This is a genomic window from Spartinivicinus poritis (genome assembly GCF_028858535.1).
GTDB lineage: Bacteria > Pseudomonadota > Gammaproteobacteria > Pseudomonadales > Zooshikellaceae > Spartinivicinus > Spartinivicinus poritis.
Map to the genome: position 1 here is coordinate 14976 of NZ_JAPMOU010000060.1, position 13236 is coordinate 28211.

Here is a 13236-nt window from a genome sequence, read left to right on the forward strand (position 1 = left end):
ATCTTATAAAGGGTAAAAAATGGAAAAATTACGAATTGGTCTTATCGGCACGGGCTACATGGGCAAAGCCCATAACATTGCATTTAAAGCCTGTCCGGCGGTTTTTCCTTTATCGGCGAGTATTGAGTGTGAAATGCTTGCAGAAGTAAATCAAACGTTAGCTGAGCAAAAGGCTAAAGATCTTGGTTTTAACCGGGCAACGGGAGATTGGCGAAGCTTAGTGAACGATCCTGATGTTGATGTAGTCGATATTTGTTCGCCGAATTACCTGCATAAAGATATGGCTCTTGCGGCTATTGCTGCAGGTAAACATGTGTATTCAGAAAAACCATTGGCATTAAATGCTGTAGATGCTAAGGAAATGACTGAAGCTGCTGAAAAAGCAGGAATTAAGACACTTGTTGGCTTTAACTATGTAAAAAACCCGGTTGCACAGTTAGTAAAGGAAATTATTGAAAACGGTGAAATTGGAAACATTGTTCATTTTAGAGGCACTCACAATGAGGATTATTTAGCAGATCCTAATACCCCTTTTAGTTGGCGGTTAAAAAGAGAGTTAGCAGGTTCTGGTACGTTAGGAGATATGGGATCGCATATTATTAATATGGCTCAATATTTAGTGGGTGATATTAATGAGGTGGTGGCTGACTTGCAAACAGTAATAAAAGAGCGGCCTCTACTTAGTAATGGTCAAGCAGAAAATAACAACCAATATGCCAAAGTAGAAAATGATGACCAAGCGCATATGATGGTGCGGTTTTCAAATGGGGCAATAGGTACGCTTGAATCAAGCCGAATTGCTTGTGGCAGAAAGATGGGCTTAACCTATGAAATAACAGGTACAAAAGGCACTATTGTTTTTGATCAGGAGCGATTAAGTGAACTACAGCTGTTTACTAATACTGATCCTAGTAATCGACAAGGTTTCCGTACCATATTAGTGGGGCCTGAGCATCCGGATTATGCCGCTTTTTGTGTGGCATCGGGTCATGGCCTTGGTTATAACGACCAGAAAATTGTTGAAGTACGTGATTTGGTTGAAGGTATTTTCGCAGATAAACCTATGTGGCCAGATTTTCGTACAGCTTATGAAGTAAATAAAATATTGGATGCGGCAGAACTGTCTTATAAAGAAAGTCGTTGGGTTAAACTTAGTGAAATAGAGTAAATAATACCCTCACCTCTCTCCCTGAGGAGGAGGTTGCAAAAATGGACGGAAAGTAAATTTAGTGTCCGATATGGAATAACAGGACTAGGGAAAGAGCGAGTTTTCTGCATGTACAAAAAAATTATGATGAAGGAATTTTACTGTTATGACAATTCACATCAATAAATATCGGGAAGGTTTTCCTCTAGGTATTACTGAAATTACCCGTTATGATGAGGCTGAAGATAATACTGGTATTGCACTGACTGTACACAAACTGTCTGCAAATGAAATCTATAATACGACGACTGACGTTGAAACTGCTTGGTTGTTGATGCGTGGTGAAGTCACCATTAATATAGAAGGAAAAAATTATAGGTTAACTAGGCAATCGTTATTTGATGAGTCACCAAAATGTTTGCATGTTTCGGCTAAGACAATAGTTCAGTTTAATTGTCATTCTGATACAGAGTTTACCGTTTATCAGGTGCCTAATAGGAAACGCTTTGTTTATAAAATTTATAATGATGTAACAAATGAGCACCGTGGTAAAGGCCAGGTAGGTGGTGCTTGTTTGCGTTTTGTCAGAACCATTTTTGATCTTAAAAATACCGACCCTAATGCTGAACTAGTACTAGGTGAGGTGGTAACTATGCCTGGACGTTGGTCTAGTTATCCACCGCATCATCATCCACAACCGGAAATTTATCATTATCGGTTTACCCACCCACAAGGTTATGGGCATGCTGAGCATGGTGAAGATGTATATAAAATAAAGCAGTTTGATACGGTGAAAATTTTTGATGGGAATGACCATCCGCAAACAGCTGCGCCTGGTTATGGGATGTGGTATTCCTGGGTTATACGTCATCTGCCTGATAACCCTTATACCGTGCCTGAATTTACCCCAGAACATACCTGGACACAAAGCTCAGATGCACAGATTTGGTTTCCTGAGGAGTTAGAGGGTAATGAATACTAAGCACTTGGATGTCATATGCCTTGGTCGTGCTGCTGTTGACTTATATGGTCAACAGATAGGTAGCCGGTTAGAAGATGAATCTTCTTTTGCTAAATATTTAGGTGGTTCATCTGGCAATATTGCTTATGGTACTGCTCGCTTAGGTTTGAAATCTGCCATGTTAACTCGGGTGGGTAATGAGCATATGGGGCGGTTTGTTAAAGAAGAATTAAGCCGAGCGGGTGTCGATGTTACTCATGTTAAAACTGACAATGCACGATTAACTAGGTTGGTACTACTAGGAATAAAGGATCAGGATACTTTTCCACTAATATTTTACCGTAATGATTGCGCTGATATGGCAATTAGTGTGGAAGATTTTGATCCTGAATTTATTGCATCCAGCAAATCATTATTAATTACAGGTACGCATTTCTCTACAGAGCATACATTTCATACTAGTTTGCAAGCGATGAAGTGGGCGAGAGAACAGAATACCAAAGTCATTCTGGATATTGATTATCGTCCAGTGTTATGGAGATTAACGGGTTTAGGTGAAGGAGAGAACCGGTTTGTATCTGCAGATAATGTTACCCAGCATTTACAAAAAATCTTACCCTATTGTGATTTAATTGTTGGTACAGAAGAAGAGTTTCATATTGCTGGTGGCTCTACCAATACAGTTAATAGCCTAAGTAACATGCGTCGTTTAACTGATGCTGTGCTTGTAGTAAAGCGAGGCCCTTTAGGTTGCAGCATTTTTCCAGACAATATTCCTGAAAAACTAGACGATGGCTTAACAGTTCATGGGGTAAAGGTTGCAGTACTTAATGTATTAGGTGCTGGTGATGCCTTTATGAGTGGCTTTTTAAGCGGTTGGTTAAGAGATAAATCGTTAATAGAGTGTTGTCAGCTAGCTAATGCTTGTGGTGCAATAGTCGTTTCGCGACATGGCTGTGCACCTGCTATTCCTACCGAAGAAGAACTTAATTATTATTTAGCGAATGCCGACAAAATTCCCAGGCCTGATCTAGATTCTCATTTAAATTATTTGCATCGAGTCACGACTCGACACCCAGTTAATTGGAATGAGGTATATGCCTTGGCCTTTGATCACCGTAAACAGTTTGTTGAGATGGTGAATGAAACAGGGGCTAATGAGAATAAAGTTGCTGTACTTAAAAAATTATTATTGAAAGCTACCCAGTTGGGTGCTGATAAGGCAGGCTTAACGACACCTGGTGTGTTAATTGACGACACTTTTGGTCAAGCAACGTTAAATGAGGTATCTGGCAAAGGTTGGTGGGTTGGTAGGCCAGTAGAATTGCCTGGTTCTCGTCCTTTAAATTTGGAAGGCAAAACCAGTATAGGCAGCCGTTTAGTCAGTTGGCCAAGTGAACACATTGTTAAGTGCCTGGTTTTTTATCACCCAGATGATGAGTTAACACTACGTCACCAGCAGGAGCAGCAAGTAATTTCATTATATGAAGACTGTTGCGCCAGTGGCCATGAATTTTTGCTTGAAGTAATTCCGCCTAAACATTTACAAGTAGATGATAACACCATACCAAGAGCATTAAAGCGCTTTTATAATTTAGGCGTTTACCCTGATTGGTGGAAGCTACCGCCACAAAGCAGCCAAACCTGGCAGCAGGTTCAACAGCTTATTACAAATAGAGCCCCCCATTGTCGTGGTGTGGTTATTCTAGGCCTAGAAGCCCCTATAAATGAATTAATGAAAGGTTTTAAAACGGCTTCAGCTTATCCAATTGTCAAAGGATTTGCCGTTGGTCGAAGTATTTTTGCTGAAGCAGCCCGCCAATGGTTGAAAGAGGTTATAACAGATGAACAGTTTATTGAGTTGGTAGCGAACAATTATCAGCAATTAATTGATGTTTGGCGAGTTAGCAGACAGCAGTCCCTAGTATCGAATAAAGTCTTTAACGAGTAGAAAAATAGGAGAGTAAGGTGAATACAATCAGGTTAACCATGGCTCAAGCATTGGTTAAATATCTTGCTGCTCAGTTTGTCGAAATAAATGGAAATAAATTACCATTATTTGAAGGTGTTTTTGCAATATTTGGCCATGGTAATGTAGCGGGGCTTGGTGAAGCTTTATTTCATGTACAGAACCAATTGCCAACTTATCGTGCTCATAATGAACAAGGTATGGCTCATGCTGCTATTGCATTTGCCAAAGCTAATAATCGTCGGCGGATGATGGGTTGTACTACGTCTATAGGACCAGGGGCGACGAATATGGTAACCTCAGCAGCATTAGCGCATGTTAATCGTTTACCGGTTTTATTTTTACCTGGCGATACTTTTGCTAATCGATTGCCTGACCCTGTTTTACAGCAGGTGGAAAACTTTACTGATCCAACCATAACGGCTAATGACTGCTTTAAGCCAGTTTCTCGTTATTTTGATCGTATTACCCGACCAGAACAGATTATTGCCAGCCTGCCAGTAGCGATTGCAACGTTAACCGATCCAACCAATTGTGGCCCTGTAACATTAGCATTACCACAAGATGTGCAAGCGATGAGCTATGATTATCCATCAAGCTTTTTTGAGCCTAAAGTACATCATATGTTGCGTCAGCCACCGGATCAACGACAACTAATGGATGTGGTTACGGCAATCGTAAAAGCAGAAAAACCAGTTATTATTGCTGGTGGTGGCGTACATTATTCAGAGGCAATTGAAGAGCTGAACTCATTTACACAACTATTTAATATTCCTGTGGCTGAAACCCAAGCCGGCAAGGGGGCTTTACCTTGGGATCATCCGAACCAATTAGGTAGTATTGGAGTAACAGGCAGCCAAGCAGCAAATACGATAGCAGAGCAGGCTGATTTAATTATAGCAATAGGTACTCGATTGCAGGATTTCACTACAAGCTCTCGTACCTTGGTGCAAGACAACCAGCAGCTCGTACAAATTAATGTTGCTCAGTTTGATGCAGTAAAACACAATGCACTCCCTTTAATTGCTGATGCAAAAGTAGCGCTACAACAGTTGTCGCTAATTTTGTTAGATAAAAAAGAAAATAAAAAATTACGGATAAACCATAACTGGTTAACTACTGCTCAAACAAGCATGGCTACTTGGAATGAAACAGTAAATAAAAAAACAGACAAAACGGATACTCTATTACCCACTGATGCCCAAGTACTTGGTGCAGTTAATCGGGCGATAGAGACTAAAGATATAGTGGTATGTGCTGCAGGTGGTTTGCCAAGTGAATTGCATAAACTATGGAAAACAACAGACCCAAAAGGTTATCACGTAGAATATGGCTTCTCTTGTATGGGCTATGAAATTGCGGGTGGGTTAGGTGTTAAAATGGCCTGTCCGGATAGAGAAGTGATTGTGATGGTAGGTGATGGTAGTTATATGATGTTGAATTCAGAAATAGCTACTTCAGTGATGTTGGGAAAAAAACTAATTATTATAGTATTAGATAATCATGGCTTTGGCTGTATTAATCGATTACAGCAAGCCTGCGGTGGAGCACCTTTTAATAACTTATTAGCCGATTGTAAAACCATAGATGAAGGGGCGCCCGTAATTGATTTTGCTGCTCATGCGCAGGCCATGGGGGCAACTGCTGAACATGTTCAAGGCATTACAGAATTAGAAGCGGCCTTAAAGCGAGCTAAACAGGCCAATAAGACTTATGTTATTAGTTTAAATACAGATCCTGTTCATACAACAAGTGAAGGTGGATCTTGGTGGGATGTTGCTATACCAGAAGTTTCTCAACGTCAGGAAGTTATTGAGGCAAGGGATAAATATGAAAAAGCTAAAAAGCAACAGCCTTATTAAAATACTCTTCGTAAATGGTTCTTTGAGTATTAATTCTTTAAATTAAATCATTATGAATTATGGATGATAGTAAAAATATGGCAGTAAAAATTGGAATTAATCCCCTTACCTGGACAAACGATGACATGCCAGCATTAGGGGCAGAAACACCCTTGGAAGCTTGTTTAAGGGAAGGAAAGCTGGCGGGATATAGTGGCTTTGAGTTAGGTAATAAATTTCCTCGTGAGGCAAAAGTATTAGGGCCAATCTTAGATAAACATGGTTTGCAGTTAGTATCAGGCTGGTACAGTGGTCAGTTAATGACAAGGAGTGTAGAAGAAGAAATGGCTGCTATTCAGCCCCACTTGCAATTATTAAAGGTATTGGGGTCTTCAGTAATGGTATTTGCTGAAGTAACTGTTTGCATACACGGTGAGCAAGGTACTTCATTATCACGCCGACCGGTGCTTGCTGAAGCAGACTGGCAGCCTTATGCCGATCGATTAACTCAGTTAGCAGATTACACTCATAGTGAAGGGATTAAAATTGCTTATCATCACCATATGGGTACTGTGATTCAAACCGAGGCTGAAATTGATCAGTTGATGGCGATAACGGGTGAGTCTGTTGGCTTACTGTTAGATACTGGACACTTGACTTATGCAGGTGGTGATCCACTCGCAACAGCTAAGCGGCATATTAAGCGTATTTGTCATGTGCATTGTAAAGATATCAGGCCAGAGATTTTACAGTGGGCAAAAAATACTGATAGCAGTTTTTTAAATGCTGTTTTGCAGGGAATATTTACTGTGCCTGGTGATGGTTGTATTGATTATCCGAGTATTTTTCAATTATTAAAAGAGAATGATTATAACGGCTGGTTAGTAGTAGAAGCAGAGCAAGACCCTGCAATAGCTCATCCATTAACCTACGCAAAAATGGGCTATCAATATTTAGCTGAGCAAGTATCAAAGGCTGGCCTAAAGCTTACTAGCTAACTGGTACTAAATATTATTTCTGAATAACTTTTGAATATGGAGTAATAGGGTGGTAAGAGGAAAGGGGAATTGTAAACATGCAAGTAATTAATAACTTTATCAATGGTGGGCAGGTTGGCAGTGAAAGTGGGCGGGTAGCTCCTGTATTTAATCCTGCTACTGGTAAACAAACTGCAGAAGTGGTGTTATCAACTGCAGCGGAAACACGTCAGGCAATTAGTGTTGCTGCTGATGCATTTGCCAAATGGGCAAGGGTTACCCCGCTTAACCGTGCCAGAGTGCTATTCAAGTTTAAAGAGTTGGTGGAAAAACACCGTAATGAGTTGGCTGAAATTATCAGTTCCGAGCATGGCAAGGTATATAGCGATGCTCAAGGAGAAGTTACTCGCGGCCTTGAAGTAATAGAGTTTGCTTGTGGAATTCCTCATTTATTGAAAGGCGAACATTCACTTAATGTCGGTACTAATGTTGATAGCTATTCAATGATGCAACCTTTGGGAGTGGTTGCTGGGATTACGCCATTTAACTTCCCGGCCATGGTACCGATGTGGATGTTTCCTATTGCATTGGCTTGCGGGAATACTTTTGTTTTGAAGCCATCTGAAAAAGACCCCACTTGTCCTATTCGCCTGGCAGAGTTATTAAAAGAAGCTGGTTTACCAGATGGTGTGTTTAATGTGGTGAATGGTGATAAGGAATCCGTTGATGTATTGCTATCTGATAGTCGTATTGAAGCAGTTAGCTTTGTTGGTTCTACGCCAATTGCTGAATATATTTACCAAACCGCTTGTGCGCATGGGAAACGTGCACAGGCGCTAGGTGGTGCGAAAAACCATATGGTAATAATGCCTGATGCTGATTTAGACCAGACAGTCAATGCATTAATGGGAGCAGCTTATGGCTCAGCAGGTGAGCGCTGTATGGCTATTTCCGTAGCTGTAGCTGTTGGAGACCAAGTGGCAGAGCAACTAATTGACAAGCTTATCCCTCAAGTTGAGCAATTAAAAGTTGGTCCTGGTCTTGGTCAAACCTCTGAAAATCATATGGGGCCATTAGTCACCAGAGAGCATCGAGATAAAGTGGTTAGTTATATTGATGCAGGTGTTGCTGAAGGAGCTAGGCTGGTGGTTGATGGCCGCGACTTTATATGCAAAGGGAATGAAAGTGGCTTTTATGTAGGTGGTACTTTATTTGACCATGTAAAACCCGATATGAAAATTTATCAAGAAGAGATTTTTGGCCCGGTTTTATGTGTAGTACGAGTGCCTGATTTAAAAACAGCAGTAGAGTTAGTCAATGCTCATGAATATGGCAATGGTACGGCTATTTTCACTCGGGATGGTAATGCTGCCAGACAGTATTCTCAGCATATTCAAGTAGGAATGGTGGGGGTTAATGTGCCTATTCCTGTACCTATGGCATTTCACTGTTTTGGTGGTTGGAAACGCTCATTGTTTGGACCACTTCATATGCATGGACCAGATGGGGTACGATTTTACACCCGAATGAAAATGATAACCTCTCGTTGGCCTGATAGTGCAACGGTGCAAGGAGCAGAGTTTTCGATGCCTACAATGAAATAGATATATAAAATTTCACCAATAAAAAACCACAGCTAGCTGTGGTTTTTTATTGGTGAAATTCGAGATAGATGACAATTTATACGGCACTGGTTTACACTGTCGCCTTGATTTTGGATGAATTTAATGCTTACAGCAGTAAGTAAATGGGATTTGCTGAAAGTAAATAATTACAATCAAAAAAAAGGTGTGTGTTATGACAATTCGTAGAAGCTTTTATTATATTACGGCATGCTTAGTATTATTGCTCAACACGGCTATTATCAATGCAGAAGTACGTTGGGATATGCCAACTCCATATAGTGACTCTACTTTTCATACCAGGAATATTCGACTATTTGCTGATGAGATACTAAAAGCGACTAATAATGAATTAAATATAACTGTCCATAGTGCTGGATCGTTAATAAAGCATCCGGAAATAAAAAAATCAGTTAGGCGTGGTATAGTACCAATTGGTGAAGTCTTAATGTCTCGATTGTCAAATGAAGATAGCTTTTTTGCTCTTGATTCAATTCCATATTTGGCAACCAACTATCAACAGGCCAGAAAACTCTGGCAAGCCAGTCGTAAGAGAACAGAAGAAAAACTGTCAAAACAAGGGTTAAAGCTGCTTTTTTCTGTGCCCTGGCAACCTCAGGGGTTGTTTGCTAAGAAGAAAGTAAAGGCAGCAACTGACTTACAAGGCCTTAAGTTAAGGGTTTACAACAAGTATACAGAAAGGCTTGCTCAATTACTTCAAGCAATACCTACACAAATAGAAGCAGCTGATATAGCCACTGCTTTTTCGACAGGACGAGTCGATTCTATGATAACTTCGCCAGCAACTGGCGCAAATACGAAAGCATGGGACTTTTTAAGCCATTATCATCATTTTCAAGCCTGGATACCAAAGAATATGGTGATTGTAAATGCTAAACAATTTTCCAAGTTAAATAAAGATACTCAGGCTGTCGTATTAGCCGCAGCCAAGCAAGCTGAAGAAAGAGGTTGGCAGATGAGTGAACAAGAAACTAACGAAAAAGTAGCTGTGATGAAAGCCAATGGTCTGAAAGTAGTGTATCCCAGTGATAAGTTGCACTCTGAGTTATCTTACATAGGCCACGTTATGACTAAAGAATGGCTTAATAATGTAGGAAATGAAGGTAAAAGTACCTTGGCAATTTTTAAGCAGTGATAGGTTTAAATAGTAACTCTGATTAATAGATATACTTTGGCAGTTTATGTAGTAACTTATATGAGACGCTTTCTGGAAAAAATATATAAAATTAGTGGTTTTTTGTCAGCTTTCAGCTTGATTGCTAGCTGTCTTATTGTTTTTGCTCAGGTGTTGGGACGTATTATTGATAAGTTGTATAAATTTTTTACGGGTGAAGTTATTGGCTTAATGGTTCCTTCTGCAGCTGATTTCATCGGCTGCTTACTTGTTTCTGCATCCTTTTTTGGCTTAGCCTTTACTTTGAATAATAGGCAACACATTCGAGTTAAAATCGTTATTGAGCAAGTGGGATCTGGATGGCAAAAACTACTAGAGTGTTTTAGCTATAGTACAGCAGTTATAGTCAGTGGGTATTTTTCTTATTATACCTATTATTTAATGGTTGATAGTTTAGAGTTTTCCGAGGTTACACCTGGTATTATTCCAATCCCACTATGGATTCCGCAATTAGCCATGCTGATTGGTGTGGCATTCTTTATGATAGCTGCTATCGATGGTTTAATAAAAAACTTGTCGCCAGCCAGTAAAGCACCCGTTAATAATTAATGCCGAGTAGCCTGCTTAAAAAATCATCTCTAGGAAGTTAGCTAATGGAAATTGGTTTAATTGCTCTCATTTTAACTATAGTTTTATTTGCTTTATTGGCGGCAGGGGTATGGGTATCCATTGCATTGATTTGCGTTGCTTTAACAGCAATGGTGTTGGGCTCCCCTGTTTCACCAGGTGATGTTTTGGTTACAACTATATGGGGAGCAAGTAATTCTTATGAGTTGGCATCATTACCAATGTTCATTTGGATGGGAGAAATTTTATTTAGAAATAAACTCTCAGAAGCAATGTTTGCAGGTTTAGCCCCTTGGCTTGGGAGACTGCCTGGTAGGTTACTGCATGTTAATATTTGGGGCTGCGGTATTTTCGCTGCGGTCTCTGGCTCTTCATCAGCTACTACTGCAACAATAGGTAAAATGACGTTGCCAGAGCTGGCAAAGAGAAACTATGATGAAAAACTGTCAATTGGTACATTAGCAGGTTCTGGTACTCTCGGTTTGCTTATACCACCTTCAATAATTTTAATTGTTTACGGTGCCGCTACCGACCAGTCCATTGCTCGATTATTTATAGCAGGCATAGCGCCAGGGTTATTACTATTATTGTTGTTTACAAGCTATGTAGTAATTCAGTCTAAAATAAAAAAAGTAAAAAGCGAATCCTTAGTAAATACTGAATTAACAGTTGCTGAAGAATATACTTTTAAAGAGAAGGTAGCGGCTTTAAATAAATTGTTGCCAATTGTTTTTCTTATTGGCGGTCTGATTGGTTCAATTTATGTTGGTATTGCATCCCCTACAGAAGCGGCTGCTGTAGGGGTAATATTGTCGCTGTTTATTACTAAAATAAAAGGAACGTTATCAACGCAAAGCTTTATTGAATCCATTATGGCGGCTACAAGTACCTCCTGTATGATTATCTTTATTTTAGCAGGTGCTGCATTTTTAACCTCAGCAATGGGTTTTACTGGCATTCCTCGTGAACTAGCGAACTGGATTGGTCAACTACAATTATCGCCAGTAGTGCTTTTAGGCGTGTTGACAGTTTTCTTTATTATTTTAGGTTGTTTTTTAGATGGTATATCTGTTGTGGTACTGACAACGTCTATTATTTTGCCTATTATTGAAAGTGTTGGTATTAATCCTATCTGGTTTGGCATCTATTTGGTAGTGGTCGTTGAAATGTCGCAAATCACACCACCAGTTGGTTTTAATCTATTTGTCATTCAGTCGTTGACTGATAAAAACATACTCACTATTGCAGGCTATGCCTTTCCTTTCTTTTTATTGATGTTATTTGCTGTGGTGCTTATGTGCATTTTCCCACAAATTGTTTTATGGTTACCTGATCAAATGAATAATTACTGACAAGGGTAGCTAGAGGTGCCCTAAAGTGTATATTAGAACAATGAGCCAGCAGGACTTTGATGAATTTTGGCCGACTTTTGAGCAAGTTGTAACTGATCAAGAAACCTATGCATTTGAGCCAACAATGTCAAAGCAGCAAGCTTATGAATTATGGTGCTTACAACCGTTAGAAACTCATGTAGCAGTAGAATCCAAGGCAACAACGGTAGTAGTTAATGATTTAGAAAAAGCAGAAACTGTTCTTGGCTCCTACTATTTAAAGCCAAATGCAGCTGGCCCAAGTAGTCATATCTGTAATTGCGGTTACATAGTTATACCTCAAGCAAGAGGAAAGGGAATAGCTAAACAGTTGTGTACTCATTCACAGGAACGAGCAGTAGCGTTGGGTTTTAAGGCGATGCAGTTCAATTCTGTAGTTTCTACCAATAAGTGTGCAGTCACGTTATGGAAAAAACTTGGGTTTTCTATAATAGGGACAATACCTAAAGGTTACCATCATAAAAAGCTGGGGTTTGTCGACACCTATGTTATGTACAAGTGGTTAGAGTAACATTGAACTAAGGGCTGATAAATTTGCCTAATATTCCTATCCATCACTCAGTGATATTGAGTGTTTTCCGCAGGTACTCAGTCGGCTGATTTAAATCAGGCGCTTATTGATGCTATGATAAAAATTATTGGCTCTAGTCTCTGGGCTACAATCAGCAATAAGTATTTATCGTAGTGTAAAAAATGACGCTAATCCTAACAGGTAAATCCCAGGCAATAGATGCTAATACCCAAAGTGCTATAAATAAAGAGCCAATCAGACAACCAGTGTTTTGTAGTGATCAAGGCTTTGAAACAGATGAGCAGTATGAGAAGCAGTTTCACGGAGGGCCTGAAAGAGCACTACATTTTTATCCAAGGGAGCATTATAGCTATTGGGAAACCTATTGGCAGGCAATGCAGTTAGAGAGCCCTGACTTCTCTTTTAAAGCTGGTGTGTTTGGTGAAAACTTGTCTGATGATCGATTTAATGAAGACAACTGTCATATAGGTGATATTTTTAAGCTGGGTGAGGTCATAATGCAAATCAGCCAGCCCCGTTCACCCTGTTATAAACTGAATATTCAGTTTAATTACCCACAGATGTCACTCTTAATGCAGGCAAATGGTAAAACGGGTTGGCTGTTACGGGTATTGCAAGAGGGTATGGTAAAGCCAACTGACAACCTGGAATTATTAGAAACCTCTCCTGATTGTTTATCAATTAGAAAGTGTGCAAATATTTTGTATAATAATGCTTTTAATCAAACTGACCTTGAGCATTTGGCTGCCCATAGTGCACTCTCGAAAAACTGGCGACAGCATGCCAGTCATTGGCTGGAGAACGGTAAGCCAGAGGATTGGACTCGCCGCCTGCTAAATCAGAAATAATCAGCATCAGATAGTATAGGCAGTTATCCTTTTTGAGGCTATGATTAGCTATTCCTGTACCCAGTGTGAAGGGTATATTAGCAGAAAAAGCAAATAATAGGTTAATAACACCAGCCCTTTCAAGGTGATTTTTTAGCCGCTTTTAAAAGCCTTGCTGTTGAAATATGGGGCTGGATTTTTATTTGT

11 protein-coding genes are annotated in these 13236 nt (G+C 39.8%); all 11 read left to right on the forward strand.

Going from position 1 to position 13236, the window contains the following annotated elements; all coding sequences use genetic code 11:
- Positions 1-19 precede the first annotated feature (19 nt).
- The 11 genes from ORQ98_RS25580 to ORQ98_RS25630 all read left to right on the forward strand — a co-directional run bounded on the left by ORQ98_RS25580 (position 20) and on the right by ORQ98_RS25630 (position 13050).
- Positions 20-1168, forward strand: coding sequence for a Gfo/Idh/MocA family protein (locus ORQ98_RS25580; protein ID WP_274691666.1), 1149 nt, complete (start codon positions 20-22; stop codon positions 1166-1168).
- Positions 1169-1313: 145 nt separating this feature from the next.
- On the forward strand, positions 1314-2129 hold the full coding sequence (locus ORQ98_RS25585) for a 5-deoxy-glucuronate isomerase (RefSeq protein ID WP_274691667.1): 816 nt from the start codon (positions 1314-1316) through the stop codon (positions 2127-2129).
- Complete coding sequence (locus ORQ98_RS25590; RefSeq protein WP_274691668.1) at positions 2119-4059, forward strand: bifunctional 5-dehydro-2-deoxygluconokinase/5-dehydro-2-deoxyphosphogluconate aldolase; 1941 nt, start codon at positions 2119-2121, stop codon at positions 4057-4059. Before ORQ98_RS25585 ends, ORQ98_RS25590 begins: the two co-directional genes overlap by 11 nt.
- A gap of 17 nt (positions 4060-4076) precedes the next feature.
- Positions 4077-5939 carry a 3D-(3,5/4)-trihydroxycyclohexane-1,2-dione acylhydrolase (decyclizing) gene (iolD, locus tag ORQ98_RS25595; RefSeq protein WP_274691669.1) on the forward strand — a complete coding sequence of 621 codons (1863 nt, stop codon included), beginning with the start codon at positions 4077-4079 and terminating at the stop codon, positions 5937-5939.
- A 77-nt stretch (positions 5940-6016) separates the two neighbouring features.
- Positions 6017-6916 carry a myo-inosose-2 dehydratase gene (gene iolE, locus ORQ98_RS25600; RefSeq protein ID WP_274691670.1) on the forward strand — a complete coding sequence of 300 codons (900 nt, stop codon included), beginning with the start codon at positions 6017-6019 and terminating at the stop codon, positions 6914-6916.
- A gap of 77 nt (positions 6917-6993) precedes the next feature.
- Entirely contained in the window at positions 6994-8499 is a 1506-nt protein-coding gene (locus ORQ98_RS25605) for a CoA-acylating methylmalonate-semialdehyde dehydrogenase (protein ID WP_274691671.1), read from the forward strand.
- Positions 8500-8692: 193 nt separating this feature from the next.
- Positions 8693-9673, forward strand: coding sequence for a TRAP transporter substrate-binding protein (locus tag ORQ98_RS25610; RefSeq protein WP_274691672.1), 981 nt, complete (start codon positions 8693-8695; stop codon positions 9671-9673).
- Positions 9674-9733: 60 nt separating this feature from the next.
- Positions 9734-10261 (forward strand): TRAP transporter small permease, encoded by a 528-nt coding sequence (locus tag ORQ98_RS25615; RefSeq protein WP_274691673.1) that lies wholly within the window; start codon positions 9734-9736, stop codon positions 10259-10261.
- 44 nt (positions 10262-10305) lie between these two features.
- Positions 10306-11631 (forward strand): TRAP transporter large permease, encoded by a 1326-nt coding sequence (locus ORQ98_RS25620; RefSeq protein WP_274691674.1) that lies wholly within the window; start codon positions 10306-10308, stop codon positions 11629-11631.
- 25 nt (positions 11632-11656) lie between these two features.
- Positions 11657-12181, forward strand: coding sequence for a GNAT family N-acetyltransferase (locus ORQ98_RS25625; RefSeq protein WP_425347717.1), 525 nt, complete (start codon positions 11657-11659; stop codon positions 12179-12181).
- A gap of 182 nt (positions 12182-12363) precedes the next feature.
- Positions 12364-13050, forward strand: coding sequence for an MOSC domain-containing protein (locus ORQ98_RS25630; protein WP_274691675.1), 687 nt, complete (start codon positions 12364-12366; stop codon positions 13048-13050).
- The last annotated feature ends 186 nt before the right edge of the window (positions 13051-13236 follow it).

Coding starts and splice junctions, on each gene's coding strand:
- ORQ98_RS25580 (WP_274691666.1), top strand. CDS start 20: ATGGAAAAATTACGAATTGGTCTTATCGGCACGGGCTACATGGGCAAA.
- ORQ98_RS25585 (WP_274691667.1), top strand. CDS start 1,314: ATGACAATTCACATCAATAAATATCGGGAAGGTTTTCCTCTAGGTATT.
- ORQ98_RS25590 (WP_274691668.1), top strand. CDS start 2,119: ATGAATACTAAGCACTTGGATGTCATATGCCTTGGTCGTGCTGCTGTT.
- iolE (WP_274691670.1), top strand. CDS start 6,017: ATGGCAGTAAAAATTGGAATTAATCCCCTTACCTGGACAAACGATGAC.
- ORQ98_RS25605 (WP_274691671.1), top strand. CDS start 6,994: ATGCAAGTAATTAATAACTTTATCAATGGTGGGCAGGTTGGCAGTGAA.
- ORQ98_RS25610 (WP_274691672.1), top strand. CDS start 8,693: ATGACAATTCGTAGAAGCTTTTATTATATTACGGCATGCTTAGTATTA.
- ORQ98_RS25615 (WP_274691673.1), top strand. CDS start 9,734: ATGAGACGCTTTCTGGAAAAAATATATAAAATTAGTGGTTTTTTGTCA.
- ORQ98_RS25620 (WP_274691674.1), top strand. CDS start 10,306: ATGGAAATTGGTTTAATTGCTCTCATTTTAACTATAGTTTTATTTGCT.
- ORQ98_RS25630 (WP_274691675.1), top strand. CDS start 12,364: ATGACGCTAATCCTAACAGGTAAATCCCAGGCAATAGATGCTAATACC.